Genomic DNA, 26,243 nt, shown 5'->3' with positions numbered 1-26,243 from the left:
CCATATGGAAATCTCCTATTTTTTGCTTAATGATTTGCCTGCAACACGCTCAAATAAACCTGGGAATAGAGCATAAAGTTTCGGCCCCATGCCCATCCACTTCGGTAAGTTTACTTCACGCTTTTTCGTTTTCATTGATTTTACAATTTGTTCTGCTACATAAGTTGGCTTTAACATGTATCGTCCCATATTTTTCACATATGTACCGGATTGATCAGCTATTTCAAAAAAGTTCGTATCTATCGGACCTGGATTAATCGCTGTTACAAAAACGTTCGTACTAGACAACTCCATGCGTAAACTATTCGTAAACCCTAATACGGCATGTTTCGTCGCTGCATATGCGCTTGATTTTGGAGTCGCAATTTTCCCAGCAAGTGAAGCAATATTAATAATATGTCCTTCGTTTCTGTTTACCATATAAGGTAGTACCGCTTTCGTACAAGCTACTAATCCAAATACATTTACTTGGAACATATCTTTCACTTCATCCATTGACGCATCTTCAAACGTTTTAAAAATACCAAATCCCGCATTGTTTACTAATATATCAATACGTCCCACTTCTTGTAATACCTTTGAAAAAACAGATTGTACCTCCGTCTCTTCACTTACATCTAATACATAATAATGGCAAGGCGTATTATAAGTTTCTTTAATTTTTTCTGCTAACACTTTTAATTTCTCTTCTGTTCTAGCCATTAATACTGGAGTCGCCCCTTGCTCTGCAACTTGCATTGCAACTTGCTCTCCAATTCCACTAGAAGCACCTGTAATGACGATTACTTTATTTTGTAAACGTCCCGTCATTGCTGTCACCTACTTTGCATAATAAATCAATTGTTGCGAAGATTCATCAATCATCACTTGTTGATTATATGCTAAAAAGTCTAATTGTCCAACCGTTTCTGAAATAGTAAGTGGTAATTGCTCTTTATATAATACCGGAAATAGTTTTACACATACTTCAAATGCTGTCATTGGTTTTTCCTTTAATAACTCAAGCACTTTAAACGCACGTGTTTCTTGCTTTTGTAATCTCGTTTCAATAAGTTGTTTCACATTTAGGACATCTTCTCCATGTCCTGATAAAATGCGTGAAATATTCATTTCACTTAAACGCTTTAACGTTTGATTATATTGTAATAACGGGCGTGCCCTTTCTGTTTGTCCTTCATATGGTGGTTCTAATATTGGATTCGAAGAAATATGACTAATGAGAGCATCACCGCCAATTAATATCCCATCAGATTCTCTATATAATGAAATATGAGTGGAAGCATGACCTGGTGTTTCGATTACTGTAAACCCAGGTAAGGAATCAATACGATTTCCCTCTCTCACAGTATGCGTTAACGATCTATTACAAGAATATTTAAGTGTTCTTGTCGTTAATAACGCCTCGTCTTTCAAAAATGCTGCTGGAACACCAAATTGCAAAGCTGTCTCTCTAAAAAACTCATGATACCGCTTTAAAAATTCTGGATTTTGCGTAATCCAAGGCTCATTCCAAGGGTGTCCAATAATGTTTGTTTTCTCAGAAAATATATTTAAAAGCCCACAATGATCCGCATGATGATGCGTAATGACTACTGTTTCAATATCTTCTATCGTATATCCTAATGCACCTAACTGACTTTCTAACGCATTTCTTGCCTCTTCTGTATTCGTCCCTGTATCAATTAATGTTAATGTCTCCCCCTCAACTAAAAACACATTCACAGTTTCAACTGCAAATGGCACAGGAATCTCCATTCGGTGAATTGCCGTCATGCTTAGCCCCCCTGTCTCTTTCCGGTTCAAAAATGAATACTTCTTCAGTTTACAACTTCTATATATATTTGTCATTATTTTCAGATAAAAAGAGGTGTTTCCTATTTAAAAACGAATGTATGTACATTTATAAGAATTTCTACCAAATTTAAAGGAGGAACATCATGTCTATTCAAAACATTTCCTTTCTCGGTGCAGGCTCTATTGCTGAAGCTATTATTGGTGGCTTGTTACATGCAAATGTTGTGAAAGCCGAACAAATTACCGTAAGTAATCGTTCTAACGAGACAAGGTTACAGGAGCTACATAAAAAATACGGTGTCAAAGGTACACATAATAAAAAAGAACTACTTACTGATACAAATATTCTTTTCCTAGCGATGAAACCAAAGGATGTTGCAGAAGCGCTTATCCCTTTTAAAGAATATATACATAATAACCTGCTTATTATTTCGTTATTAGCAGGTGTTTCTACTCACTCGATTAGAAACCTACTTCAAAAAGATGTTCCGATTATTCGCGCCATGCCAAATACATCTGCTGCTATTTTAAAATCAGCTACTGCTATCTCGCCTTCAAAACATGCAAAAGCGGAACATATTCAGACTGCAACAGCCTTATTTGAAACGATTGGTCTCGTCTCTGTTGTAGAGGAAGAAGATATGCATGCTGTCACTGCATTATCCGGAAGTGGCCCTGCTTATATTTATTACGTAGTAGAGGCGATGGAAGAAGCCGCAAAAAAAATCGGTTTAAAAGAAGATGTTGCAAAGTCACTTATTCTTCAGACGATGATTGGTGCTGCTGAAATGCTAAAAGCAAGTGAAAAACACCCTTCTATTTTGCGAAAGGAAATTACTTCTCCTGGTGGAACGACCGAAGCTGGCATTGAAGTATTACAAGAACATCAATTTCAACAAGCCCTTATTTCTTGTATTACACAGGCTACACAACGATCACATAATCTCGGGGAAACATTAGAACAACTAACAAAAGAAAAATAAGAAATGGAGCTCAATCTTACTTGAGCTCCATTTTTTTATAAACATATATTTTTTAGTTATTAGTCTTTCCAAAAATCTCTTCTTGCAGACGGCGACCAGTCGGTGTTGCTGCAAGTCCACCTTCAGCTGTTTCACGAAGTGCTACTGGCATCGTTTGTCCGATTCTAAACATTGCCTCAATTACTTCATCACATGGAATTGTACTCGTTACACCAGCTAATGCTAAATCAGCTGAAATCATCGCATTTGCAGCTCCTGCTGCATTACGTTTTACACAAGGTACTTCTACAAGTCCTGCAACAGGATCGCATACTAAACCAAGCATGTTCTTTAATGAAATTGCCATCGCTGTAGCTGCTTGATCTTGTGTTCCACCAGCCATCTCAACTGCAGCTGCAGCTGCCATTCCACTTGCTGAACCAACTTCAGCTTGGCATCCTCCTGCCGCACCAGAAATACAAGCGTTATTCGCAACAACCATACCAAAAGCTCCTGCTGTAAATAAAAATTCAATCATTTCTTCACGTGTAGGCTGCAATTTTTCTCTTAGTGCAAATAGTACACCTGGTACTGTCCCAGCAGACCCTGCCGTTGGTGTTGCACAAATAATTCCCATCGCTGCGTTTACTTCATTTGTTGCAACAGCTTTACTCACTGCATCCAAAATCGTATCTCCAGATAAGCCTTTTCCGCTCTCCATATACGCCTGAACTTTTACAGCATCTCCGCCAGTTAAACCAGTTGGTGATTTCACACCGCGAATACCACGTTCTACTGCTTGCTCCATCACGACTAAATTCTTTTCCATACCCGCAATTACTTCTTCACGTGAAATACTTCTTGTTTCCATTTCACATTGAATCATAATTTCTGCGATTTTTACATTTTGTTCTTTAGCTTGCGCCACTAGTTCCGCTGCGTTCCGAAACATGGTGTGTCCCCCCTGCAATTATTCCATAATAGTTACTTGACAAATATTTTGTTGCGCTTTTATTTCTTCAATCACTTCATTTGCTAATAATTCATCTGTTTCGATAACCATCAGCGCTCTTCTTCCTTTTTCTTTACGAGAAACACTCATTGTACTAATGTTGATCTCATGTTTCGCAAGGATTGAAGCTACTGCTGCAATAGCACCGAAGCGATCGTTATTTACAATAAGTAGTGCTGGACTCGTGCCTGATAATTGAAGATCGAATCCGTTTAATTCTACAACTTCAATTTTACCGCCACCAATTGAGCAAGCTACAACTTCAATTTCTTCTTCACCTTTATACAAACGAATTCTCGCTGTATTTGGGTGAGGTGCATTTGCATCCTCTTCAATGAATTCCACTTCAATTTCGCGCTCTTTTGCTATATCTAGCGCTTCTGGAATACGTAAGTCATCTGTTTCAAATCCTAATATTCCACCAATTAACGCTACATCCGTACCATGCCCTCGATACGTCTTTGCAAATGATCCATATAATGAAATGCTTACTCTTTCTGGTTCATGACGAAACAGCTGGCGAGCAACTTGCCCCATTCTTGCTGCCCCTGCTGTATGTGAACTTGATGGACCAATCATAACTGGACCAATAATATCAAATACTGAGCGATACTTCATCATAACTCCCCCTAAACCTCTATGAAAAAAATTTTCACTATTCTATTAAGCTACCAAATCGGTTGCTTTTCCAGTTGTATTACGAATTTGTTCCGCTGTACGAATTGGATTGTTTTTGAATAACAGTGAAGCAATATATCCTGAAATAATACCAGTTATAATATTAAATAAGAAACTTAGCATTACCTTCATTTAAAAATAATATAAGATAATCTACGGTAAAGTCTTGTAGCAATCCAAAGTTTAACACAGAACCCCTTACAAGCATAGCACAAACAAGTGAAACACCCATTGCTTTCATACCTTTTGATGCCTTAAAGCTAAAAAGTGAAAAAGACTTAATACAAATAATAGTAATATCCTTCCTATTATAATTTCCATGTTGCTCTCTCACGATTTATTCAACTTCACTTGTTATGATAAATGAATCAAACACATGTAGCCTACAGTAAATTATAATCTGTCCTCATTATAGCCTGTTTTTAATAAAACGCTTACTTTTATTGAATTTTAAAAGTTCTGAATAAAAATCCGTTTTTGCTATTTGTATCACTCGTATGTCGTCTGACTTATATAACAGTTTTTCTAAATAATCAATACTATGTAGTTTCATCCTATATCTTCACATCATTAAAACTTTCTGTTTCATCCAATATAAGCATAAAATGATAACAGCTTTATTTTAAATTTTTTTTAGAAATAAAAAAATGGCAACCTTTCGTCACCATTTTTTCATAACATTATTATCTCTCTACTGGAAATAATTTCAAATCTGTAGCTATTTCTGTATTAGAAAATAGCTCTCTTGCCTCTTTCAATAATTCCTTATATGTATCTCCTTGATAACGAGAACTAATATGAGTCAATATTAATCGTTTTGCATTTGCCTGAAGTGCAATACTTGCAGCCTGCTTAGATGTAGAATGAAAATAATCATACGCTTGTTGTTCATCTTCTGCCGCAAAAGTTGCTTCATGAACAAGTACGTCAGCGTCTTGTGCCAGCTCTCTACTCGCTTCACAATATCTCGTATCACCTAAAATGGTAATAATTCTTCCCTTTTGAGGCGGACCGATAAAGTCTTTTCCATTTAGCATCGTACCATTTTCTAATTCAACTACTTCCCCATCTTTTAAACGTTTAAAGAGTGGACCTGGTTTCACGCCCATCTCCAGCAATTTATCGACTAAAAGAGCACCTTGTATATCTTTCTCTATAATACGATACCCAAAACATTCAATACCATGTGACAACCTTTTCGTTTCCACGTGAAATTCATTATCTTCAAACACAGTACCTTCTTCTGTTATCTCAACAATTTCAAGTGGGTATTTTACATGTGTCGTACTTACTGATAATGCCACTTCAATAAATTGTTTAATTCCTTTTGGTCCATACACTGTTAAAGGTGTAGTCCCTCCTTGAAACGAACGGCTTCCTAATAAACCAGGCAATCCAAAAATATGATCACCATGTAAATGCGTAATAAATATTTTTTCAATGCGGCGTGGACGTACTGACGTATGTAGTATTTGATGTTGCGTCGCCTCGCCACAATCAAATAACCAAGTCTGTCCTCGTTCTTCTAACAATTGCAAAGCAATTGCTGAAACGTTCCTTCCTTTCGAAGGAACACCTGCACCAGTTCCTAAAAATACAAATTCCACTTTCTTTCCTCCAGCTCTTTATATAATCTACCTTCCATCTTACGGAATGTTATTTCAAATGGCAAATCGATTTTACATAACCAATCATCTAGACAACTATATATCACGAACGTTATACTCGAAAAACTTAGCAATCGTTCGTGTTTTATGCTAAAATGATTATACTACATTTTAAGGGAGCGTTTTATTATGAAAGAAGCATTTCGTTTACAAACTGATTTTTCATCTTCATTTGATCGCTGGGTAAGTTCTTTCGTGTCTGATCACCCAGCACAATTAGAATGGACGACTTTGAAAGAGTTAATCCATGAATATACAACAACACATACAAATGATTCGTTACCAACATATATTTCTTCAGCTTTCACATATTATGCACAACGTGTTTCAACAACAAACAGTTCAGAAATTGTTATTTTTGAAAATCATACAATCTCTTAATCTATCATAAAAAGCACTGGTTACAGTGCTTTTTTATTTATATTTATATTTATATAGCAAATCGGCATATTCCGTCCAAAATTTGTATACATACTTTGATGAAACTCATCTAAAATTATCTTTTCACTTGAGTTATTAAATAATTCTTTTGCTTGTAGTGCAAAAGAGACAATTGGTTTTCTATAAAAACTTTATAATAAAAAGGGTCATGATATATACTGCTTCATGACACCTTCTACATAAACTTATTTTCTAATTTTTGCTGAAAAGACTTTTCTTGCTTACGTAGTAGTTGACTACCTCGTTGTAAAATTGGCATTCCATACTTATCATTAATTTGATCAATGACAGCAAGTAATGGTTCTTCTTTCGCATCTTCTTCAAATGAAAACAAATCTAATTGTTTCACCGATTCTGTCTTCCACTCTATTTCAGTAGCTGTAACACCTAGCAAACGAACGGAATCACCATCCCAATGTTGCTTCCATAAACGAGAAGCTGCTTGAAAAATATCTCGTTCTTCCCAAATGGCATTTTTCAATTGCTTACTCCGCGTTACTGTTCGCCTATCATGATACTTAATCATAATTTGAATATTATAGCTGACAAGAGTTCGCTTTTGTAACCTTTTACTCACTGATTTTGATAGCCGTTCTAACATATCAAGTAATTCTTTCTCTTCATCCATATCCTTTGAAAAAGTCATCGAGTTACCAACGCTTTTATGTTGTCCCATTTGACTCGGATCAACTTCCCTATCATCCATACCTTTTGCCCGCTTTTGTAAATCAACACCGTGCTTTCCAATTTTAGCGCGAATGATATGTTCGTTTCCCTTTGCTAACTGCTCAATGGTTTGTATATGAATAGCATTTAATTTTTCAGCTGTTTTTTCTCCAATTCCATGCATCACTCCAACTGGAAGTGGCCAAATCATTTCTGGAATATCTCGTTTTCGAAGCACCGTAATACCGAGAGGCTTTTTCATATCAGAAGCTGTTTTTGCAAGGAAAAGGTTTGGAGCAATTCCGATGCTACACGGCAGCTGTAACTCTGTTAATAACGCTTGCTGAATCATCTTTGCTATTTCAAGAGGTGAACCAAGTGCGTAGCAATCTGTAATATCTAAATACCCTTCATCTATTGAGACTGGTTGTATTTTTTCTGTAAAACGGGAAAGAATTTGAAACATTTGAAATGAAGCTTCGCGATATAATGTAAAATTAGGACGTCTTATAACTAATTGTGGGCATAACCGTTTCGCTTCCCAAAGAGGCATCGTTGTACGTATTCCATATTCTCTCGCCTCATAACTACATGTTATGATAATTCCTTTTCTTTCTTTTTCATTTCCAGCAACCGCTAACGGCTTCCCTTGTAATGATGAGTCATGAGCAATTTCAACAGATGCGAAAAAACAATTCATATCTACATGTAAAATAACACGACCCTTTTTCGGATACATTTCTCGCATAGTACTCACTCCCTAATCAGAACGTTCGTTCTTTTATTATATCAAATTTTGCACAATAATTATAATAATTACTTGTTCTTTTCTATCATGTTTATTGCTATAATTTAAATAAAATGGATATATTTGTAATTAGGAGTGATTACTATGAAATCTACTGATAAACTCAACTATACTCGTAATTATACTAATCGTCGCAATCAATTATTTACTTCTTCCTATTTTTGATATGAACATAGCTGGTTTCCTTCCTCGCCTAATCCATGTAATAACAACTTACATACTGCCATGGATTTTCTTGTATTGGCTTATCCGCCTTGTAAAAGCAATCGAATCAAAATAAAAAGCGTGTAAATCACAATTGATTTACACGCTTTTTCTATTACATTACTTCGCTACTTCTTCAATAATTGCAACAACTAATTCTGCTGTTTTCGCTAATTCTTCAACAGGAATCTTTTCGTTTGTTGTATGAATTTCTTCATAACCAACCGCTAAGTTAACTGTTGGAATACCGTGTCCTGCAATTACATTTGCATCACTTCCGCCACCACTTTGGTGAAGAGAAGGTGTACGACCAATTGTTTCAGCTGCACGTTTTGCAACCTCTACAACGTGATCTCCATCAGCAAATTTAAATCCTGGATACATAACGTTTACTTCAACGTCTGCTTGACCGCCCATTTCTTTTGCAGTTGTTTCAAATGCTTCTTTCATTTTCGCAACTTGTACTTCCATTTTTTCATTGATTAAAGAACGCGCTTCTGCAAAGATTTGTACATGATCGCAAACGATATTCGTTTGTGTACCACCTTCAAAACGTCCAATATTTGCAGTTGTTTCAGAATCAATACGACCAAGTGGCATCTTCGCAATTGCTTTCGCTGCGATAGTAATTGCAGATACACCTTTTTCTGGTGCTACACCAGCGTGAGCTGTTTTTCCGCGAATAATTGCATTCACTTTCGCTTGTGTTGGAGCTGCAACAACGATTTCACCAACTTTTCCATCGCTATCTAATGCATAACCGTATTTCGCTGTAATGCGCTCACGATCTAATGCTTTTGCACCAACAAGACCAGATTCTTCTCCAACTGTAATAATAAATTCAATTGTACCATGAGGGATATTTTTTTCTTTTAAAACACGGATTGCTTCGAACATTGATGCTAATCCGGCTTTATCATCCGCACCTAAAATCGTAGTACCATCTGATACGATATATCCATCTTTAATAGAAGGCTTAATTCCATTACCAGGAACTACTGTATCCATATGAGAAGTAAAGTAAATTGTATCAACACCATCTTTTGTTGCTGGTAATGTACAAATTAAGTTACCTGCACCATGCCCAGTAACAGCCATTGTGTCATCTTCAAATACTTCTACACCTAAATCTGTAAATTTCTTTGTTAATACTTTGCAAATTTCTGCTTCAAATTTCGTTTCAGAATCTACTTGTACTAATTCCATGAATTCATTTACTAAACGTTCTTGATTAATCATAAGACTGCGCCTCCTGCACTACCATTATGTATGTAACACCATTAATTATAACAGAATTTCGCAAAAGTTTCGAAATACAAGACAAAAAACAGACGGTTTATATGTCTAGATAACCATCTGCTTTCTATTACTCATTTAACAATACCCAGCGCATATGATCTTCCCACACTCCATTAACCATTAACATCTTTCTAGACACGCCCTCATATTGAAAGCCTATCTTCGTCACTACTTGTATAGATGCTAAGTTTCGCGGCATAATAGGTGCTTCTATACGATGTAATTGAAATTCTTCAAAAGCAACTTGAATAGCTTTTCTAAGCGCTTCTGTCGTATAACCTTTGTTTAACTCTGCTTTATCTAATTTATAACTGAGTACACAAGATTGATAAATTCCACGAACAATTAAATTAAATGAAATACACCCAATTATTTTCGTATCATCACCCTTTTTAAAAATCCAAAGCCTAATGATTTTACCTTCTGCGAACTCTCTTCTATCCTTTTGTAACTTTTTCTTTTGATAATCTAACGTAAAAAAATCATCCGGTCTATACTCTTCCCAAGCTTTTAAAAATTCACGATTTCTGTCGTAATATTGAAGAACTTTTTCAGCATACGACTCATCAATTTCTCTTAAATGCAAACGATTTGTTTCGTATATTTTCATCATTGTATCTCCATTCTTCAGCTTGCATAACAAAAAACTTATACTCCATCATTTTATATATTCTCTACCTACATACAAATTTCCTGTTATACTTTACACGCACTTCTCGAATTTTGTCATTTCTCTCCCCTTGTCCACAATATCATTTCTCGTTACAATGATATTGTACTGATTTGCAAGGAGGTATAACGATGCATAAAAAAGCTCAAAAAGTTATGATTTATGTAATGCTAATTTCTATGCTTGTAACAACATTACTTGCTGGCGCAAGTATGTTTTGGTAAAAAGGACGATGTGTTCGTCCTTTTTTTACTTTTACACACAATAAAAATAAACCATCTCGAAATCGAGATGGTTTATTTTGTATAAAGCACAATCGCTACAATACTAAAGGAAAATGACATTACAAGCGCTATTACAAAACTTGTATATTGTTTCTGCTGAAATGCCCCAATAACAAAAGTAAGATTGAGTAATGCCATACATACAATCGCTACAAGATAAGAACATATATTAAAAGTTGCCAATATGAATGTAATAACAAATAGAAATCCCATAAAAAACTGCATATACGAAAGTTTTGGATTCAAGTACATATGAGCAACCCCTTTATCTAATTTTACTCCGATTGGTTTGGGCTAATAATGAGCGGGTAATAACCTCCCACTGATTAAAGTTTCACTTTACCTTTCTATACTCTCATTAACGCATGGTTATGTACACATGTCAAGACAACTTATTACAATAGAAAAAGCCAACCTTTTCGTTGGCTTTTTCATATGCAATGGCTCCTTTTTCTTTTGCCAATTGCTGAAATGATTTTTTCGATTTTACAATCCATACTTTCGTTCCAATTGGAATGCGATCAAATAAATATTCCACATCGTTTTTCTTCATTCTTATACACCCTTGTGAAATATACTTTCCAATTGAACTAGGTTGGTTTGTACCATGTATTCCATATTTACTCCCATCAGTTCCTCTGGCATTAAATCCCATCCACCTAGATCCAAGTGGATTTTTTGGTGATCCACCTGGAATATTTTTCGCAATATAATATGGGTCCTTCGCTTTCATTACAATATCAAAAGTTCCCTCTGGAGTTAATTCGTTTGTTTTCCCTGTCGCTACTGGAAAAACCTTCTGAATTTTCCCATCGTCAATATAAGCTAATTTATTCGTCGCTTTATTCACAATAATGAAAGGATCTCCGGCACGTGGATTATCACCAAGAGGCCAAATAGGCGATAAAGAAAGGCATAATATGAAAGAGAGAAGATACGGCATAAACAATTCCTACCTTCTATATAAGTTCTTTTATATTATCCTTTCCCTTAAAGCGGCTTTTAATGAGTAAATATTGCTCCATTTCATACACAAGTTGAACAAGTTTCGCACGTATCTCAAATTCTTCACGTGTAACTGGTAATGGCATGTCTCTAAATAACTCTCGCATTTCTTGAAGCTGTCTTAAGGAAATAACCCCAGTACTCTCCGGGCTAATGGCATTTCCAATGTTTTCAACCACATCCGCAATCATGTCAGCTTGTTCATATGTCCATGATAAAGAAGCAGCTAATGGTATCATTCGCTCTAAAATTTCGAATTGTTGCATACGCATATTAAAATAGCGGTAGTAATAACTATCTTCTCGCATAAATGCATTCTCAAGTTTCTTAAACGATAAATCCCTTGCTTCATTTAACATATTTTCAGTTTCAATAAGTTCTGCCCCGCTCCAGCTACTTTCCCTGTTTCGTAAATACACAACCATTTCAAACAAAATTGTTTTAAAATTACTTTCTATTTTATCCTGATACTCTTTTAGTTTATTTTCACTACTTGGCATATACATATTCACTAATAAAGCCACGCTAATCCCTATCGTTAATATCGCAATTTCGTTCCCAACAATAAGCCATGTAATTTGTTTCAATGAATACAGGTGCATAACAATAACTGAACTCGTGACAATACCTTCTTGAATTTTAAGCATAACTGCAGTCGGAATAAATGTAAGTAATAATACACTAATTGCAAGTGGTGTATAACCAATTGTTTCAAATATACAAAACGCGAATACCATTGATAGTACACAAGCTAAAAAACGATGTAACGACACTTGAAGTGATTTACGTTTCGTATTTTGTACACATAATATAACTAAAATACCCGCTGAACTATAAAATTCTAACCCTAATAACTGAGCAATAAAAACTGCTGCGCCTGTCCCTATTGCTGTTTTTACTGTACGGTATCCAATTTTGAACATAGCATTGCTCCTATATGTATAAACTTATTTACAGTTAGTATAAAAAAAGGATGACACAATGTCATCCTTTTCTACTTATTATTCACGTAACCTTTACATATTACAATATTTTTTGTAAAAATTGTTGCGCACGCTCGCTTTTCGGTGCTGCAAAGAATTCTGCTGGCGCACTATCTTCTACAAGTTTTCCACCATCTAAAAAGAGAACACGATCTGCTACTTCTTTTGCAAATCCCATTTCATGTGTAACAATCGCCATTGTCATTCCTGTCGTAACTAATGATTTCATAACTTCTAACACTTCTTTTACCATTTCTGGATCTAGTGCTGATGTCGGTTCATCAAATAACATTACTTCTGGTTCCATCGCTAACGCTCTCGCAATTGCTACACGTTGCTTTTGTCCTCCCGAAAGACGATTCGGATACGTATCTTTTTTATCTAATAAACCGACCTTTTCTAAAAGTTTTTCGGCTTTCTTTTCTGCTTCTTGTTTCGTTACTCCTTTTACATTGATAGGAGCATACGTAATATTTTCTAATACAGTCATATGAGGAAATAGGTGGAAATGTTGAAATACCATTCCGACATTTTCACGAACGTGCATAATATTCGTTTTCGGATTCGTTACTTCTTCCGTTCCAATCCAAATGTGACCATTTGTCGGTGCTTCTAACACATTCATACAACGTAAAAATGTTGATTTCCCTGATCCAGACGGTCCAATAATTGCTACAACTTCCCCTTTTTCAATCGTTGTTGTAATTCCTTTTAATACTTCGTTTTTTCCAAATGATTTATGAAGGTTTTCAATTTTAATCACTTTTCTTCATTCTCCCTTCAATTGCCTTCCCGACTAATGTAAGAATAATGACTAGCATATAATAAATGAGTCCAACAAAAAGTAATGGTTCCAGATATTTAAACGTCTCACCGCCTACAATGTAAGCACGGCGCATTAAATCCGTTGCTCCTATTACTGTTACTACAGCCGATTCTTTCGTAAGTGTCGCAAACTCGTTCACAAGCGCTGGTAATATATTTTTTAATGCTTGAGGAAAAATGATATTTCGCATCATTTTCCCGTAAGGAATCCCTAAAGCCATTGCTGCTTCTGTTTGTCCTTTATCAACTGCTTGAATGCCGGCACGGATTACTTCTGACATGTATGCACCTGAATTCAAACTAAATGCTAGTACAGCCGCTAAAAAGGCCGGTATTTCATAACCAATTATTTGCGGTACACCGAAATAAATAATCATTAATTGCAATACAAGTGGTGTACCACGGAAAATTGATGTATAAAGATCTGCCGCTATATTTAATGCTCGTATTCTAGCAATTTTACAAAGCGCTAATAACGTTCCTAAAATAAATCCTGCTAAAGCTGACACTGCTACAATTTTCAAAGTAACTTCTAGACCTTTTAATATATACGGTATCGAAGGCGTAATCGCCGAAAAATCTAAGTTCATTCTTTTCATTCCCCTCACAGAAAAGTGAAAAGCAGCTTATTTTTCGCTGCCAAACCATTTCTTCACTAATTTATCCATTTCTCCATTTTCTTGCATTTTTTTAATTACTTTATTAAATTCAGCTGTTTTATCACTATTTTTCGGAAGGGCAATTGCTGCTCCTACTTCTTCTGGCGCTTCTTTAATTTCAATTCCTTGTAAATCTTTCATTTTCTCTAAATAATTTTTAGCAACTGTGTCTTCTATAATTGCAGCATCAAAACGACCTGCTTTAATTTCTTGTACGATTTCTGGTATACGGTCACGTCCCTCAACTTTGAAATCTACTTGTTTTTTAAATTCTGCTGCTTTCTCTTCTTGAATAGATCCTGTTTGTACCCCTACTTTTTTCCCTTTTAAATCCTCTACAGATTTAATGTTAGAATCCTTTTTAGAAACGACCATGTTTTTTGCAACAAAATAAATATCTGTGAAATCAACATTATTTTTACGCTCTGCAGTTGGTGTCATTCCTGCCATTACGAAATCAACTTTTCCTGAGCTAAGAGATGCTAATAAACCACCAAAATCCATATCTTTCACTTTCACTTCATAACCAAGTTCTTTTCCGATATATTTAGCAACATCAACATCAAAGCCGATAATTTCATCACTTTTTGAAGCTTCCACGTATTCATATGGTTTATAATCTGCTGAAGTCCCCATAACCAGTACTTTTTTATTTTTTCCCGTAGCCTTTTCTTCCCCATTACTACAAGCACTGAACATACTTACAATTAAAATAAGTGCAAACGATATTGATACTAACTTCTTCATCTTTCTTCCCCCTAATAATGTATATTTAAAAGTTTAATAGAATATTTATTCGATGTTTGTATTGTATCAGCACTTTAATTTTTATGCAATATATAAAATAAAAATAAATAAAAAATCATTTAAACCAATGTTTATTATGCATAAAACAATGCATAAATTAACCAACTAATATATATCCTATCGTTTTGAATAATAAATAAAAAAGGCGCTACCCCCACTTAATTGTGAGCATAGCGCCTTTTCAATTATTTATAGTTCTTCGCAATTCTCTTCGAAATAAGATTGTAGTTTTGCAATGACTTGCATTGGTTCATGACCTTCAATTTCATGACGCTCTACCATCGTTACAATTTTTCCATCTTTTAATAACGCAAATGATGGAGAAGAAGGTGGATACCCTTCGAAATATTCACGAGCTCTTGCTGTTGCTTCTTTATCTTGACCTGCAAACACCGTTACAAGATGGTTAGGACGTTTATCATAATGTACGGAATGCGCAGCAGCAGGACGAGCGATGCCACCTGCACAACCACATACAGAGTTTACCATTACAAGTGTTGTTCCATTTCTTTTAAACGCTTCTTCTACTGCTTCCGGCGTCGTTAATTCTGTATATCCAGCAGAGACAATCTCTTCACGCGCTTGGCGGACAACATCATTCATAAAAAAGTTAAAATTAATCAATCTTTTCCCTCCTCTAAAACTATCTATTTGTATCTTACCAGTTAATGTTTATGAAATACAAGTAAGTTTACTTGTATTTAGGTATAGAAAAGGTGTCAGAGCAGGACTCTAACACCTTTTTTTAATGACCACGATGTTTTTGCTTTGCTTTTTGTACTTTGATTAAACGCATTCTTTGTTTTTCAGCTTCTCGCTCCTCTTTAGATTGCACTTTCTTTTCTTGTTTATGCAGTTCATAAGATAAGCTAATTGCCTCTTGCGCCTTAGTAAAACGGTTTACATTTACTTCTTTTGCTGCTTGTCGTATGATCCGCTTTATATTTTTGGGACGCTGTTTTTCTTTCACTTCCACACCACATTTTGCAAAGTGCTGAAAATACGCTAACATTGAACCGTTCACAAATATAAGCACTTCTTCGTCTGAAGGTTCCGTTCCAAAAATATACCTCGCTCCATACAATTTCCCTTTTTCTTTACATGTAATAATTCCTACAAAAAATTGTCCATCGTGATATACTGTCAAATCCATTGACAGCCCCTCCTTTAAAAAAATTAGAAATACGGGACATCCCGGAGGGGGAAGGTTACTGACATGAAATCATGCGTCTGGACTACCAACCAGAACTGTGTTTTTGTATTTCTTTCACTATTATTATATCTTTTTTTCCATAATCTTCATATATTCACCAATCATTTTTTTATGAGATCCTACAATATATTCAGGTAGTTCTGTTACTTGGAAAAATTTAAGCTGAACTGCTTCTTCTTTATTCATAACAAAATCCCCTTCGTATTCATCCGTATAATAAGCAGTCGTTACAGATTGAAATTCATCACCGTTTGCTAATTTTGTAAAATAGTTCGCTCCAGAAAATACATTGATTAATCGTAGGTTCTTTACTTCTATTCCTGTCTCTTCATATACTTCGCGGTAAGCTGTTTCTTCTGGTGATTCACCAAGCTCCATGAGCCCGCCAGGCAGCCCCCATTTTCCGTACGGCTCTGTCCGTTGCTGTAATAAAACATATCCACTTTCATTTATAACGAGTACAACAGCACCAACTAAAATTAAAGGGCGATGACCAACTATTTTTCGTAATTCTTCTACATATCCCATCGTATCGCCTCCTTGTTCGTTGTCCACACTATTGTATCATATGTATGAAACGACAAAATGCGTATATTTTTCATTTTTTTAACAAAATATTTATTTTATGTGCTTCATCTACTGTAGCTAACATATATGTAAAAAAGCTGGTTCGTTTTTACACGAACCAGCTTTTTTACTTAACAGAAAACATATACTTTTTATACGTTTTTCGTACCGATAATATAAGACCCATCATAATCATATTTGAGAATAAGGAACTTCCCCCGTATGATAAGAAAGGTAATGCAATCCCTTTTACAGGCATTAGTCCAACAATCATACCGATGTTTTGGAATATTTGAACTGTCAATATACCGATAGATCCAGCACATAATAATGTACCAAATAAATTATCAGCAGAATAACCGATAATAATTGTTCGATATAGTAGTAATAGGAACAAGAAGACAACTAGCGCTGCTACGATAAATCCACCTTCTTCGGCAATAGTAGCGAAAATAAAGTCCGTATGCTTCTCTGGGATATAGACGCTTCCTTCACCAAACCCTTTACCTTCCATTCCTCCACTACCTACAGCTAAAATCGATTGCTGTGTTTGATAACCTTGATCTGTATGTTCAAATGGATCTAACCAACCTAAAATACGTGATTGTTGGTGAGGTTTTAGTAAAGTAACTAAATTGTTAAAGAAGAAATCCTCATATCTTACGTAAATGAATATTAACGCAGATAATATGGTCACCGGAATAACTGTACATAACGCTATCAATTTTTTCTGAATACCTGACATAAATAAAATACATGCAATAGCAGCAGCATATAAGAACACCATACCTGTATCTGGTTGGCTATATACAACAGCCATAGGTGGAAGTGACACTAGCATAATTTTACCTACTAATTTCAAATCCGTTTGGAATGTCCTTGCCATATACTGTGCATTATGTTTCACTGCTATACTTGCTACTATGAGAAGCAATGAAATTTTGAAAAACTCAGACGGCTGAATTTGTCCAGCTACTGGAAAAACAAACCACCTTTTTGCACCTAATTTTTCAGGTGTGAAAGTGGAAACCGGTAATATTTTCAAAAGAATAAGTGAGCCAAATCCAGCAATATAAAGTGGCCAAGACAATTTTTGTAATTGATCTAAGTCTATGCTTGCAACAAGAAGTAACAATACAACCCCAATTATGTAGTTAACACCTTGTTTCATAGCAAAGTTTGCATCTCCATACTGTCCGGTTTGCTGACTGCTATATATAGCAGCTATACTCGTAACACATAGTGCAAACAAAATTAAAATTAATTTTACATCTAAACTTTTTAGAAACTCGGTACTTCTTTTCATGACATCCTCCTGAAACATTGTTACGGCAAAATAAAAAACCAGGAGTCAACATTCTTCATGTTTTGACGACTGATTACACATTATCTATAAAACACTTATATAGAATAACTCTCTTTTTCATACAATACAATATATTATACTACAGTTTCATCAGTAAGATTTGCCAAAAAAATTATTCTTTCCTTATTTTATATCTATATACCATATATCAGCAATGTATTTTCGTAAATTCCTAATACATTCTCGTTCATTGTAAGATTACCGGGAAAAGTGTTGTACATATAGTAGGATGCAAATGAAGAAATGAGATGATAAAAAGCTCGCATAAGCGAGCTTTTTATTAATATACAGATGTATTATTTTCTGACGTATTTTCTAAAATTTCTTTTACACGTCCTAAGAATTTACCACAAATTAAGCCATCTAATACACGGTGATCAAGTGATAAACATAAGTTAACCATATCGCGAGCACCGAACATACCATTATCCATAATTACTGGACGTTTTACAATTGATTCAACTTGTAAAATAGCCGCTTGTGGGTAATTAATAATACCCATAGATTGAACAGAACCGAATGATCCAGTGTTATTAATTGTAAATGTTCCGCCTTGCATTTCGTCTGCTTTTAACGATTTCGTACGTACTTTTCCTGCAAGTTCTGTAATTTCACGAGCGATACCTTTAATCGTCTTCTCGTCCGCGTGTTTAATTACTGGTACAAATAGTTCATCCTCTGTTGCAACAGCGATAGAAAGGTTAATATCTTTCTTCTGAACGATTTTATCGCCAGCCCACATTGAATTAATTTGAGGATATTCTTTTAACGCTTGTGCCACTGCTTTTACGAAGAAAGCAAAGAACGTTAAGTTAAAGCCTTCACGCTTCTTGAAATCACCTTTAATTGAATTACGGTATGACACAAGGTTTGTCACATCTACTTCAATCATCATCCAAGCATGTGGCGCTTCGTGTTTACTACGTAACATGTTCGCTGCAATTGCTTTACGCACACCTGTTACTGGAATTTCGATATCGCCAGGCATTGTCGGTACAGAAACTGGTTTTGCAGCTTCTACTTTTTGTGCTACCGGCGCTGCTTTTGGTGCTTCTGGACGCGCTTCTACTACTGCTGCTACCGCTTCCTCTTTCTTTGCACCTGCTTGCGGAATATTTCCAGATTCCACTAGCTTTAAAATATCTTTACGAGTGATACGGCCATTTGCTCCCGTACCTTCTACTAAATCTAAATCCACATTATGCTCACCCGCAAGTTTTAACACAGCTGGTGAAAAACGTGGTTTTCCATCAGTTGGTTGTTTTGCTTTCGGTGCTTTTTCAGACGTAGCTACTTCTGCCTTTGGTTCTTCTTTCGTTTTTTCCTCAACAGCTGTTGCTGCTACTTCATCTGCGCCTTCTACTTGAATCACACAAACTACTTCACCTACAGCTAACGTATCACCTTCACCAGCGATTAACTCTTTCACAATACCAGTGAAAGAAGATGGTACTTCAGCATTTACTTTATCAGTCATTACTTCTGCAAGCGGATCATACTTATTTACGTGATCGCCAACATTAACGAGCCATTTACTAATTGTACCCTCTGTAACGCTCTCCCCGAGCTGAGGCATTGTAATATTTTCTACAGCCATGTATAGTCCCCCCGATTAAAATTCCGCAAGTTCACGCATTGCTTTTTCAACTTTATCTGGATTTACCATAAAGAATTTTTCCATTGTTGGTGCATATGGCATTGCTGGAACGTCTGGACCTGCAAGACGTGCGATTGGCGCATCTAAATCAAACAGACAGTTTTCAGCAATAATTGCTGCCACTTCACTTATAATACTTCCTTCTTTATTGTCTTCTGTTACAAGAAGAACTTTACCTGTTTTAGAAGCAGCTTCAATGATTGCTTCTTTATCTAATGGATATACAGTACGTAAATCAAGAATGTGTGCAGAGATGCCGTCCTGTGCTAACTTTTCAGCTGCTTGAAGAGCAAAATGAACACATAATCCGTATGTGATAACAGTAATATCATCACCTTCGCGTTTTACATCTGCTTTTCCGATTGGTAATACGTAGTCATCTTCTGGTACTTCACCTTTAATTAAGCGATATGCACGTTTATGTTCAAAGAATAATACTGGATCTTCATCACGAATGGCAGCTTTTAGTAAGCCTTTTGCATCATATGGTGTAGAAGGGATAACAATTTTTAAACCTGGTTGGTTTGCAAACATCGCTTCTACAGATTGTGAATGATACAATGCACCGTGAACGCCTCCGCCAAATGGTGCACGAATTGTAACTGGACAAGTCCAATCGTTGTTAGAACGATAACGAATTTTTGCTGCCTCAGAAACAATTTGGTTTACTGCTGGCATGATAAAATCAGCAAACTGCATTTCAGCGATTGGACGCATACCATACATTGCAGCACCAATTGCTACTCCAGCGATTGCAGATTCTGCAAGCGGTGCATCAAGCGCACGATCTTCACCAAATTGATCATACAAACCGTGTGTCGCTTTAAACACGCCACCTTTTTTACCAACATCTTCTCCTAAAACGAATACTTTCTCATCGCGTTCCATTTCTTCGCGCATTGCTAATGTAATAGCATCAATATAAGACATTACAGCCATGAAACGTTCCCCCCTATTCTGCGTATACGTGCTTCAATGCATCTTCAGGTGCTGCATACGGAGCATTTTCTGCATATTCTGTTGCTTCATTTACGATATGCATAATTTCGTCTAACATTTGTTTTTCAGATTCCTCAGTTAACACACCAGCTTCTTTTAAATAAGCTGCAAATGTTATAATTGAATCTTTTTTCTTCGCTTCTTCTACTTCTTCTTTATCACGATAAACACGATCATCGTCGTCACTAGAATGTGCTGTTAAACGATATGATACTGTTTCAATTAAAGTCGGGCCTTCACCACGACGACCGCGATCTGCCGCTTCTTTTACAGCTTTATACACTGCAAGCGGATCGTTTCCGTCTATTGTATATCCAGGCATACCGTAACCAATTGCACGATCTGCTACGTTTTTACATGCTAATTGTTTTTCAACTGGAATAGAGATTGCATATTTATTATTTTCACACATGAAAATAACAGGAAGTTTGTGTACACCAGCAAAGTTTGCCCCTTCATGGAAGTCACCTTGGTTTGAAGAACCTTCTCCGAATGTAACAAACGTTACTAAATCTTTCTTCTCCATTTTTCCAGCTAGTGCAATACCAACTGCATGTGGTACTTGCGTTGTTACTGGAGATGAACCTGTAACAATACGATTTTTCTTTTGACCGAAGTGACCAGGCATTTGACGACCACCAGAGTTTGGATCTCCAGCTTTCGCGAAAGCAGACAACATAAGTTCTTTAGCTGTCATACCAAACGCTAGTACAACACCCATATCACGGTAGTATGGTAATGCATAATCTTTTTCTCTATCAAGAGCGAACGCTGCCCCAACTTGTGCAGCCTCTTGTCCTTGACAAGAAATTACGAATGGAATTTTACCAGCACGGTTTAATAACCACATACGTTCGTCAATTTTACGTGCAAGTAACATCGTACGGAACATTTCTAATACTTGCTCATCACTTAAGCCAAGCTCTTCATGGCGCTTTTCTTTTACTTCTGCCATTTTTCATAACCTCCTAAATCCACATTTTTATGCGTGTAACGCTTTTCCATCTACAGCTAATGCTGCTTCACCAATCGCCTCAGATAATGATGGATGCGGATGAATTGTATGTGCTACTTCCCAAGGTGTTGCATCAAGTACTCTTGCAAGACCAGCTTCAGAAATCATATCTGTTACATGTGGTCCAATCATATGAACACCAAGAATGTCATTTGTTTCTTCATCAACTACAAGTTTTACAAATCCATCAGATTCTCCGTATACAAGTGCTTTTCCGATTGCACGGAATGAGAACTTACCTACTTTTAACTTATAGCCTTTTTCTTTCGCTTCTTGTTCTGTTAAACCAACAGAAGCAACTTCTGGACTGCTATATACGCATTTTGATACCATAGAATAATCGATTGGTGTAACTTCTTTACCAGCAATATGTTCTACTGCAACAATTCCTTCATGAGAAGCAACGTGAGCAAGCTGTAAGCCACCGATTACATCTCCAATTGCGTAAATATGAGATTCTTTCGTTTGATAAAACTCATTTGTTTGAATGTATCCTTTTTCCACAACGATATCTGTATTCTCTAAACCAATGTTTTGCGTATTAGCTTGTCTTCCTACAGATACAAGCATTTTTTCTGCTTTAAATTCTTTATTCTCACCGTTATGTTCAGCTTGAATTGTTACTCCATTATCTTTTACCAATGTTTCTGGTAATACTTTTGCACCAGTTACCACTTTAATACCTTTTTTCTTGAATAGACGTTGCATTTCTTTTGAAACGTCCTGATCCTCTAGTGGTAATATCGTTTTCGCATACTCTAACACTGTAACTTCTACACCGAAGTCAGCAAGCATAGACGCCCACTCAATACCGATTACACCGCCACCAACGATAATAATCGAACTAGGAAGCGTTTCCATTTTTAGAGCGTGATCGGAAGACATTACGTACTCTCCGTCTAACTCTAAACCTGGTAATGAATTTGGACGAGAACCTGTTGCAACAAGTACATTTTTTGGAATTAACATTTCATTTTCTTCTCCACTTGCAAGTTCAACTGAAATTGTACCTGGCATTGGAGAGAAAATAGATGGGCCAAGAATACGGCCAATACCTTCAAACACATCAATTTTACCTTGTTTCATTAAATGCTGAACGCCTTTATGAAGCTGCGTTACAATCTTTTCTTTGCGCTCTTGTACTTTAGCAAAGTTTAGTTCTACATTACTTGCAATAACTCCGAACTCTTCTCCTTTTTTAGCAGTTGCGTATACTTCTGCACTACGTAAAAGAGCTTTACTAGGAATACATCCTTTGTGTAAACAAGTACCACCAAGATTTTCTTTTTCAACAAGTGCTGTTTTTAATCCTAGTTGTGATGCGCGAATAGCAGCAACATATCCACCTGTACCACCGCCAACGATGACTAAATCATATTCTCTTGCCATTATCTCAACCCCTAGCTACTGTTTGTTTTTCTCTTACAACATACTCTTTCGGCGCTTCTTCTTCACGTAATACACGAAGTGCCCCTTCTGCTAACGCTTCTAACTCATCTTCCCCTGGATGTACGATAACATCTGCAATCCAGTCCACTCGTTCTTTTATTTCATCAACAAGAATTTTACTGTACGCAAGTCCACCAGTTAATACGATTGCATCGATTTTCCCGTGAAGCACAGCACTTGCTCCGCCAATTTCTTTCGCAACTTGATATGCCATTGCTTTATAAATAAGAGTTGCTTCAGGATCACCTTTTTCAACCATTTGTTCTACTTTAATCGCATCATTTGTACCGATTAGACTTACAAGTCCACCTTGTCCGACAAGCTGTTTCACCATTTCGTCTCGGTAATACTCACCAGAGAAACACATTTCAACTAGCTGTCCTACTGGTACTGTACCAGCACGCTCTGGGCTAAATGGTCCTTCTCCGTTTAAGCCATTATTTACATCGATAACTTTTCCTTTTTTATGAGCACCAACCGTAATACCTCCGCCCATATGTGTAACTAATAAATTTAAATCCTCGTATTTGTGATTTAATTGATCAGCTACTTTACGAGCAACCGCTTTTTGATTTAATGCATGGAAGATACTTTTGCGTTCCATACCAGCAATACCGCTGATACGAGCAATTGGCTCCATCTCATCTACAACGACAGGGTCCACAATGAATGCAGGAATATTTAATCCAGAAGCAATTTCATAGGCTAAAATGCCTCCTAGGTTTGAAGCGTGATGACCACTAAACCCATTTTTTAAATCTTCTAACATCGCATCGTTTACTGTATACGTACCGCCTTCGATTGGACGAAGTAATCCACCACGCCCACAAACAGCGTTTAATTTTGAAATGTTAATACCATGAGAATGTAGAACTTCTAAAATCGTTTCTTTACGAAACTCATATTGGTCAATAATTCGCTTATATTTTCCAATCTGTTCTACGTCATGACGAATCGTTTCTTCTAGAACAGGTCTTTCATTATCAAAAACACCAATTTTTGTGGATGTACTACCTGGGTTAATAACAAGAATTCGATTTACAGACAATGTTGCTACCTCCACTAATAAATTTAAAAGGAAGTGGAAACCTCATAAGAGGTAACCACACCTTTTGTAAAAGTTATATATGAATGATTAGCGACGGCTAATAATGTCATGACCGTTGCGTAAGTATGTGCTACGAGAGTTTTTCAAGCTTGCAATGCGCTCTTCAGCTAGACGATCTGCTGCTACATAAGTTGGTATGCCATCACGTTTTGAAATTTCGATTACTTTTGCAATTGTGTCATAGATAGACTCAACACGTTTTAGTGCACGTTCTCTATTGTATCCATATAATTCATCTGCTACGTTAATTACGCCACCTGCATTAATTACATAGTCCGGTGCGTATACAATACCCATTTCATGAATGATGTCACCGTGACGATCTTCTTTTAATTGGTTATTTGCAGAACCTGCGATTACTTTTGCTTTAAGTTGTGGAATAGTTTCATCATTAACTGTTGCACCTAATGCACATGGTGCGTAAATATCACATTCAACACCGTAAATTTCATTTGGTTCAACTGCTGCCGCACCAAATTCTTCTACTGCACGTTGTACAGCTTCTTTATTAATATCTGTAACGATTAATTTTGCTCCTTCAGCGTGTAAATGTTTACATAGGTGGTATGCTACGTTACCAACACCTTGAACAGCAATTACTTTTCCTTCTAAATTATCAGTACCGAAAGCTTCTTTCGCAGCTGCTTTCATACCACGGTAAACACCGTATGCAGTTACTGGAGATGGGTTACCAGAAGAACCGAATGATGGTGAAATACCCGTTACAAAGTCAGTTTCTTCGTGGATAATATCCATATCATCTACTGTTGTACCAACATCTTCAGCTGTAATATAACGTCCGTTTAGCCCTTGAATATAGCGTCCTAATGCACGGAACATCGCTTCGCTCTTATCTTTACGTGGGTCACCGATAATTACTGTTTTCGCACCACCTAAGTTTAGACCAGCTGCTGCGTTTTTGTATGTCATCCCTTTTGCAAGACGCAATGCATCTTCAATCGCCGCTTCTTCAGAATCATATGTCCACATTCTTGTTCCACCAAGAGCTGGTCCAAGTGTTGTATCATGAATTGCAATAATTGCTTTTAAACCAGATTCTTTATCTTGACAAAATACTACTTGCTCATAATCATATTTTTCTAAGTATTCGAAGATTTCTAATGTCATTGTCGTTTCCCCCTAATGTTTTACCCTTTTTGGTTTATTTTGAAGCAGTCGCAACTGCCAATGCTAATGAATATACTTTTGTTTCTGCTGAATCAGCACGAGATGTTAAAACAATCGGTGCTTTTGCGCCAGCAATCATTGCTCCTACTTTTGCATCCGCAAAGTATACGAGTGATTTGTATAGCACATTTCCAGCTTCAATCGTTGGGACGAGTAAAATGTCTGCCTTACCTGCTACATCACTTACTATGCCTTTATGTTCTGCTGCAATTTGTGATACTGCATTATCTAAAGCAAGTGGTCCATCAACGACACAATTTTTAATTTGTCCGCGACGATTCATTTGAGTTAACATCGCTGCATCAATTGTTGCTTGCATCGCAGGATTCACAACCTCTACCGCTGCAATTGGCGCTACCTTTGGCAAATCCATTCCTATTACCCGGGCAACTTCTACAGTATTCTGTATAATAGCAGCTTTTTGTGTTACATCAGGTGCAATGTTCATCGCTGCATCTGTAACAAAAATCAGACGATTGTAATTTGGAACTTCAAATGCTGCAACGTGTGAAAGTACGCTACCTTTACGAAGTCCCCACTCTTTATTTAATACAGCTTTCAAAATATTTGCTGTTGGGATGTTCCCCTTCATAAGCACATCTGCTTCGCCATTTCTTACAGCTTTAACAGAAAGTTCTGCAGCCTCAGCACTTGATGCTGCTGCAATCACTTCAATATGTTCTGAAGTTTGTAAACCATGTTCTTGTAGCATCCCCATTATTTTTTCTTGATTTCCATATAGACGAAATTGAGCTAGCTGTAATGTAATTGCCTTCGCTACAGCTTCAATTACTTCATGATCTTCAGCTACTGCTACAGCCACCGTTTTTTTAGGCTGGCCTGCCGCTTGATCAATTAAGTGTTCTAACTTCATATTTTGTAATCAACCCTTTCCGTCGTCCCTCGTCTTTTTATAA

General features: G+C 36.4%; 30 protein-coding genes. 4 read left to right on the top strand and 26 right to left on the bottom strand.

Translation table 11 applies throughout. From position 1 onward, the window contains the following. Positions 1-15: 15 nt before the first annotated feature. Positions 16-810 (bottom strand): SDR family oxidoreductase, encoded by a 795-nt coding sequence (locus tag V7S50_RS01105; RefSeq protein ID WP_098555497.1) that lies wholly within the window; start codon positions 808-810, stop codon positions 16-18. Between the two features lie 9 nt (positions 811-819). Then, positions 820-1,773, bottom strand: coding sequence for an MBL fold metallo-hydrolase (locus V7S50_RS01100; protein WP_242252167.1), 954 nt, complete (start codon positions 1,771-1,773; stop codon positions 820-822). Positions 1,774-1,937: 164 nt separating this feature from the next. Between V7S50_RS01100 and proI the strand changes: the two genes are divergently transcribed. Beyond that, entirely contained in the window at positions 1,938-2,777 is an 840-nt protein-coding gene (proI, locus tag V7S50_RS01095; RefSeq protein ID WP_242252169.1) for a pyrroline-5-carboxylate reductase ProI, read from the top strand. A gap of 52 nt (positions 2,778-2,829) precedes the next feature. On the opposite strand, the gene sdaAA is transcribed toward proI, so the two are convergent. The 4 genes from sdaAA to rnz all read right to left on the bottom strand — a co-directional run bounded on the left by sdaAA (position 2,830) and on the right by rnz (position 6,053). Then, entirely contained in the window at positions 2,830-3,708 is an 879-nt protein-coding gene (sdaAA, locus tag V7S50_RS01090; RefSeq protein ID WP_063223027.1) for an L-serine ammonia-lyase, iron-sulfur-dependent, subunit alpha, read from the bottom strand. An 18-nt stretch (positions 3,709-3,726) separates the two neighbouring features. Next, positions 3,727-4,386: an L-serine ammonia-lyase, iron-sulfur-dependent subunit beta gene (sdaAB, locus tag V7S50_RS01085; RefSeq protein ID WP_060632200.1), complete on the bottom strand. Its 660-nt coding sequence runs from the start codon at positions 4,384-4,386 to the stop codon at positions 3,727-3,729. A 45-nt stretch (positions 4,387-4,431) separates the two neighbouring features. Beyond that, positions 4,432-4,569, bottom strand: coding sequence for a hypothetical protein (locus tag V7S50_RS01080; protein ID WP_161940519.1), 138 nt, complete (start codon positions 4,567-4,569; stop codon positions 4,432-4,434). A gap of 560 nt (positions 4,570-5,129) precedes the next feature. Next, positions 5,130-6,053 (bottom strand): ribonuclease Z, encoded by a 924-nt coding sequence (gene rnz, locus V7S50_RS01075; RefSeq protein WP_242252171.1) that lies wholly within the window; start codon positions 6,051-6,053, stop codon positions 5,130-5,132. 189 nt (positions 6,054-6,242) lie between these two features. Between rnz and V7S50_RS01070 the strand changes: the two genes are divergently transcribed. Beyond that, a complete protein-coding gene (locus V7S50_RS01070) occupies positions 6,243-6,494 on the top strand; it encodes a DUF3932 family protein (protein ID WP_063223025.1) in 252 nt (83 codons plus the stop codon). A 235-nt stretch (positions 6,495-6,729) separates the two neighbouring features. Here V7S50_RS01070 and V7S50_RS01065 read toward each other — a convergent pair whose 3' ends face one another. Then, positions 6,730-7,968, bottom strand: coding sequence for a DNA polymerase IV (locus V7S50_RS01065; RefSeq protein WP_242252172.1), 1,239 nt, complete (start codon positions 7,966-7,968; stop codon positions 6,730-6,732). 154 nt (positions 7,969-8,122) lie between these two features. Here V7S50_RS01065 and V7S50_RS01060 point away from each other — a divergent pair, with 154 nt between their 5' ends. After that, complete coding sequence (locus V7S50_RS01060) at positions 8,123-8,308, top strand: hypothetical protein (protein ID WP_313897230.1); 186 nt, start codon at positions 8,123-8,125, stop codon at positions 8,306-8,308. A 44-nt stretch (positions 8,309-8,352) separates the two neighbouring features. On the opposite strand, the gene V7S50_RS01055 is transcribed toward V7S50_RS01060, so the two are convergent. Beyond that, entirely contained in the window at positions 8,353-9,471 is a 1,119-nt protein-coding gene (locus V7S50_RS01055) for a tripeptidase T (RefSeq protein WP_063223022.1), read from the bottom strand. Between the two features lie 127 nt (positions 9,472-9,598). Then, complete coding sequence (locus V7S50_RS01050) at positions 9,599-10,144, bottom strand: GNAT family N-acetyltransferase (protein WP_063223021.1); 546 nt, start codon at positions 10,142-10,144, stop codon at positions 9,599-9,601. A gap of 188 nt (positions 10,145-10,332) precedes the next feature. Here V7S50_RS01050 and prli42 point away from each other — a divergent pair, with 188 nt between their 5' ends. After that, complete coding sequence (gene prli42, locus V7S50_RS01045; RefSeq protein WP_000549038.1) at positions 10,333-10,425, top strand: stressosome-associated protein Prli42; 93 nt, start codon at positions 10,333-10,335, stop codon at positions 10,423-10,425. Positions 10,426-10,497: 72 nt separating this feature from the next. On the opposite strand, the gene V7S50_RS01040 is transcribed toward prli42, so the two are convergent. The 17 genes from V7S50_RS01040 to yqiS all read right to left on the bottom strand — a co-directional run bounded on the left by V7S50_RS01040 (position 10,498) and on the right by yqiS (position 26,200). Beyond that, positions 10,498-10,737 carry a DUF3894 domain-containing protein gene (locus V7S50_RS01040; protein ID WP_029439874.1) on the bottom strand — a complete coding sequence of 80 codons (240 nt, stop codon included), beginning with the start codon at positions 10,735-10,737 and terminating at the stop codon, positions 10,498-10,500. A gap of 130 nt (positions 10,738-10,867) precedes the next feature. Then, positions 10,868-11,428 (bottom strand): L,D-transpeptidase, encoded by a 561-nt coding sequence (locus V7S50_RS01035; RefSeq protein WP_063223020.1) that lies wholly within the window; start codon positions 11,426-11,428, stop codon positions 10,868-10,870. A gap of 16 nt (positions 11,429-11,444) precedes the next feature. Continuing rightward, on the bottom strand, positions 11,445-12,413 hold the full coding sequence (locus V7S50_RS01030; RefSeq protein ID WP_063223019.1) for an aromatic acid exporter family protein: 969 nt from the start codon (positions 12,411-12,413) through the stop codon (positions 11,445-11,447). A gap of 100 nt (positions 12,414-12,513) precedes the next feature. Further along, a complete protein-coding gene (locus V7S50_RS01025) occupies positions 12,514-13,236 on the bottom strand; it encodes an amino acid ABC transporter ATP-binding protein (protein ID WP_000590218.1) in 723 nt (240 codons plus the stop codon). After that, a complete protein-coding gene (locus V7S50_RS01020) occupies positions 13,229-13,888 on the bottom strand; it encodes an amino acid ABC transporter permease (RefSeq protein WP_001046917.1) in 660 nt (219 codons plus the stop codon). Before V7S50_RS01020 ends, V7S50_RS01025 begins: the two co-directional genes overlap by 8 nt. Before the next feature lie 36 nt (positions 13,889-13,924). Further along, the gene (locus V7S50_RS01015; RefSeq protein ID WP_242252173.1) at positions 13,925-14,704 is read right to left on the bottom strand and encodes a transporter substrate-binding domain-containing protein; all 780 of its coding nucleotides are present in this window, start codon (positions 14,702-14,704) and stop codon (positions 13,925-13,927) included. A gap of 249 nt (positions 14,705-14,953) precedes the next feature. Further along, entirely contained in the window at positions 14,954-15,367 is a 414-nt protein-coding gene (locus tag V7S50_RS01010; RefSeq protein ID WP_001979317.1) for a BrxA/BrxB family bacilliredoxin, read from the bottom strand. A 142-nt stretch (positions 15,368-15,509) separates the two neighbouring features. Further along, positions 15,510-15,917, bottom strand: coding sequence for a YjdF family protein (locus V7S50_RS01005; RefSeq protein ID WP_242252174.1), 408 nt, complete (start codon positions 15,915-15,917; stop codon positions 15,510-15,512). A 123-nt stretch (positions 15,918-16,040) separates the two neighbouring features. Then, complete coding sequence (locus tag V7S50_RS01000) at positions 16,041-16,505, bottom strand: NUDIX hydrolase (protein ID WP_063223016.1); 465 nt, start codon at positions 16,503-16,505, stop codon at positions 16,041-16,043. Between the two features lie 166 nt (positions 16,506-16,671). Then, positions 16,672-17,850, bottom strand: a complete 1,179-nt coding sequence (locus V7S50_RS00995; protein ID WP_063223015.1) for an FtsW/RodA/SpoVE family cell cycle protein — start codon at positions 17,848-17,850, stop codon at positions 16,672-16,674. 340 nt (positions 17,851-18,190) lie between these two features. Continuing rightward, positions 18,191-19,507, bottom strand: coding sequence for a dihydrolipoamide acetyltransferase family protein (locus tag V7S50_RS00990; protein WP_336375967.1), 1,317 nt, complete (start codon positions 19,505-19,507; stop codon positions 18,191-18,193). 15 nt (positions 19,508-19,522) lie between these two features. Then, positions 19,523-20,506, bottom strand: coding sequence for a 3-methyl-2-oxobutanoate dehydrogenase subunit beta (gene bfmBAB / locus V7S50_RS00985; protein ID WP_000290070.1), 984 nt, complete (start codon positions 20,504-20,506; stop codon positions 19,523-19,525). A 13-nt stretch (positions 20,507-20,519) separates the two neighbouring features. Further along, positions 20,520-21,521: a 3-methyl-2-oxobutanoate dehydrogenase subunit alpha gene (gene bfmBAA, locus V7S50_RS00980; protein WP_063223014.1), complete on the bottom strand. Its 1,002-nt coding sequence runs from the start codon at positions 21,519-21,521 to the stop codon at positions 20,520-20,522. A gap of 27 nt (positions 21,522-21,548) precedes the next feature. Beyond that, entirely contained in the window at positions 21,549-22,970 is a 1,422-nt protein-coding gene (gene lpdA, locus V7S50_RS00975) for a dihydrolipoyl dehydrogenase (RefSeq protein ID WP_063223013.1), read from the bottom strand. 4 nt (positions 22,971-22,974) lie between these two features. Continuing rightward, entirely contained in the window at positions 22,975-24,078 is a 1,104-nt protein-coding gene (gene buk / locus V7S50_RS00970) for a butyrate kinase (RefSeq protein WP_060632217.1), read from the bottom strand. An 87-nt stretch (positions 24,079-24,165) separates the two neighbouring features. After that, entirely contained in the window at positions 24,166-25,266 is a 1,101-nt protein-coding gene (locus V7S50_RS00965; protein ID WP_242252175.1) for a Leu/Phe/Val dehydrogenase, read from the bottom strand. Positions 25,267-25,300: 34 nt separating this feature from the next. Then, positions 25,301-26,200 (bottom strand): phosphate butyryltransferase, encoded by a 900-nt coding sequence (gene yqiS / locus V7S50_RS00960; protein WP_242252176.1) that lies wholly within the window; start codon positions 26,198-26,200, stop codon positions 25,301-25,303. Positions 26,201-26,243 lie beyond the last annotated feature (43 nt).

It is taken from the genome of Bacillus sp. CCNWLW194, assembly GCF_037120585.1.
GTDB classification, from domain to species: Bacteria; Bacillota; Bacilli; order Bacillales; family Bacillaceae_G; genus Bacillus_A; species Bacillus_A basilensis.
The sequence above is the reverse complement of the archived record's forward strand: the minus strand, read 5'-3'. Positions and strand labels throughout refer to the sequence as shown.

Excerpts from the sequence above, each read along its gene's own strand:
- V7S50_RS01105 (WP_098555497.1), bottom strand. The coding sequence starts at position 810 with ATGACGGGACGTTTACAAAATAAAGTAATCGTCATTACAGGTGCTTCT.
- V7S50_RS01100 (WP_242252167.1), bottom strand. The coding sequence starts at position 1,773 with ATGACGGCAATTCACCGAATGGAGATTCCTGTGCCATTTGCAGTTGAA.
- proI (WP_242252169.1), top strand. The coding sequence starts at position 1,938 with ATGTCTATTCAAAACATTTCCTTTCTCGGTGCAGGCTCTATTGCTGAA.
- sdaAA (WP_063223027.1), bottom strand. The coding sequence starts at position 3,708 with ATGTTTCGGAACGCAGCGGAACTAGTGGCGCAAGCTAAAGAACAAAAT.
- sdaAB (WP_060632200.1), bottom strand. The coding sequence starts at position 4,386 with ATGAAGTATCGCTCAGTATTTGATATTATTGGTCCAGTTATGATTGGT.
- V7S50_RS01080 (WP_161940519.1), bottom strand. The coding sequence starts at position 4,569 with ATGCTAAGTTTCTTATTTAATATTATAACTGGTATTATTTCAGGATAT.
- V7S50_RS01070 (WP_063223025.1), top strand. The coding sequence starts at position 6,243 with ATGAAAGAAGCATTTCGTTTACAAACTGATTTTTCATCTTCATTTGAT.
- V7S50_RS01065 (WP_242252172.1), bottom strand. The coding sequence starts at position 7,968 with ATGCGAGAAATGTATCCGAAAAAGGGTCGTGTTATTTTACATGTAGAT.
- V7S50_RS01055 (WP_063223022.1), bottom strand. The coding sequence starts at position 9,471 with ATGATTAATCAAGAACGTTTAGTAAATGAATTCATGGAATTAGTACAA.
- V7S50_RS01050 (WP_063223021.1), bottom strand. The coding sequence starts at position 10,144 with ATGATGAAAATATACGAAACAAATCGTTTGCATTTAAGAGAAATTGAT.
- prli42 (WP_000549038.1), top strand. The coding sequence starts at position 10,333 with ATGCATAAAAAAGCTCAAAAAGTTATGATTTATGTAATGCTAATTTCT.
- V7S50_RS01040 (WP_029439874.1), bottom strand. The coding sequence starts at position 10,737 with ATGTACTTGAATCCAAAACTTTCGTATATGCAGTTTTTTATGGGATTT.
- V7S50_RS01035 (WP_063223020.1), bottom strand. The coding sequence starts at position 11,428 with ATGCCGTATCTTCTCTCTTTCATATTATGCCTTTCTTTATCGCCTATT.
- V7S50_RS01030 (WP_063223019.1), bottom strand. The coding sequence starts at position 12,413 with ATGTTCAAAATTGGATACCGTACAGTAAAAACAGCAATAGGGACAGGC.
- V7S50_RS01020 (WP_001046917.1), bottom strand. The coding sequence starts at position 13,888 with ATGAACTTAGATTTTTCGGCGATTACGCCTTCGATACCGTATATATTA.
- V7S50_RS01015 (WP_242252173.1), bottom strand. The coding sequence starts at position 14,704 with ATGAAGAAGTTAGTATCAATATCGTTTGCACTTATTTTAATTGTAAGT.
- V7S50_RS01010 (WP_001979317.1), bottom strand. The coding sequence starts at position 15,367 with ATGAATGATGTTGTCCGCCAAGCGCGTGAAGAGATTGTCTCTGCTGGA.
- V7S50_RS01005 (WP_242252174.1), bottom strand. The coding sequence starts at position 15,917 with ATGGATTTGACAGTATATCACGATGGACAATTTTTTGTAGGAATTATT.
- V7S50_RS01000 (WP_063223016.1), bottom strand. The coding sequence starts at position 16,505 with ATGGGATATGTAGAAGAATTACGAAAAATAGTTGGTCATCGCCCTTTA.
- V7S50_RS00995 (WP_063223015.1), bottom strand. The coding sequence starts at position 17,850 with ATGAAAAGAAGTACCGAGTTTCTAAAAAGTTTAGATGTAAAATTAATT.
- V7S50_RS00990 (WP_336375967.1), bottom strand. The coding sequence starts at position 19,507 with ATGGCTGTAGAAAATATTACAATGCCTCAGCTCGGGGAGAGCGTTACA.
- bfmBAB (WP_000290070.1), bottom strand. The coding sequence starts at position 20,506 with ATGGCTGTAATGTCTTATATTGATGCTATTACATTAGCAATGCGCGAA.
- bfmBAA (WP_063223014.1), bottom strand. The coding sequence starts at position 21,521 with ATGGCAGAAGTAAAAGAAAAGCGCCATGAAGAGCTTGGCTTAAGTGAT.
- lpdA (WP_063223013.1), bottom strand. The coding sequence starts at position 22,970 with ATGGCAAGAGAATATGATTTAGTCATCGTTGGCGGTGGTACAGGTGGA.
- V7S50_RS00965 (WP_242252175.1), bottom strand. The coding sequence starts at position 25,266 with ATGACATTAGAAATCTTCGAATACTTAGAAAAATATGATTATGAGCAA.
- yqiS (WP_242252176.1), bottom strand. The coding sequence starts at position 26,200 with ATGAAGTTAGAACACTTAATTGATCAAGCGGCAGGCCAGCCTAAAAAA.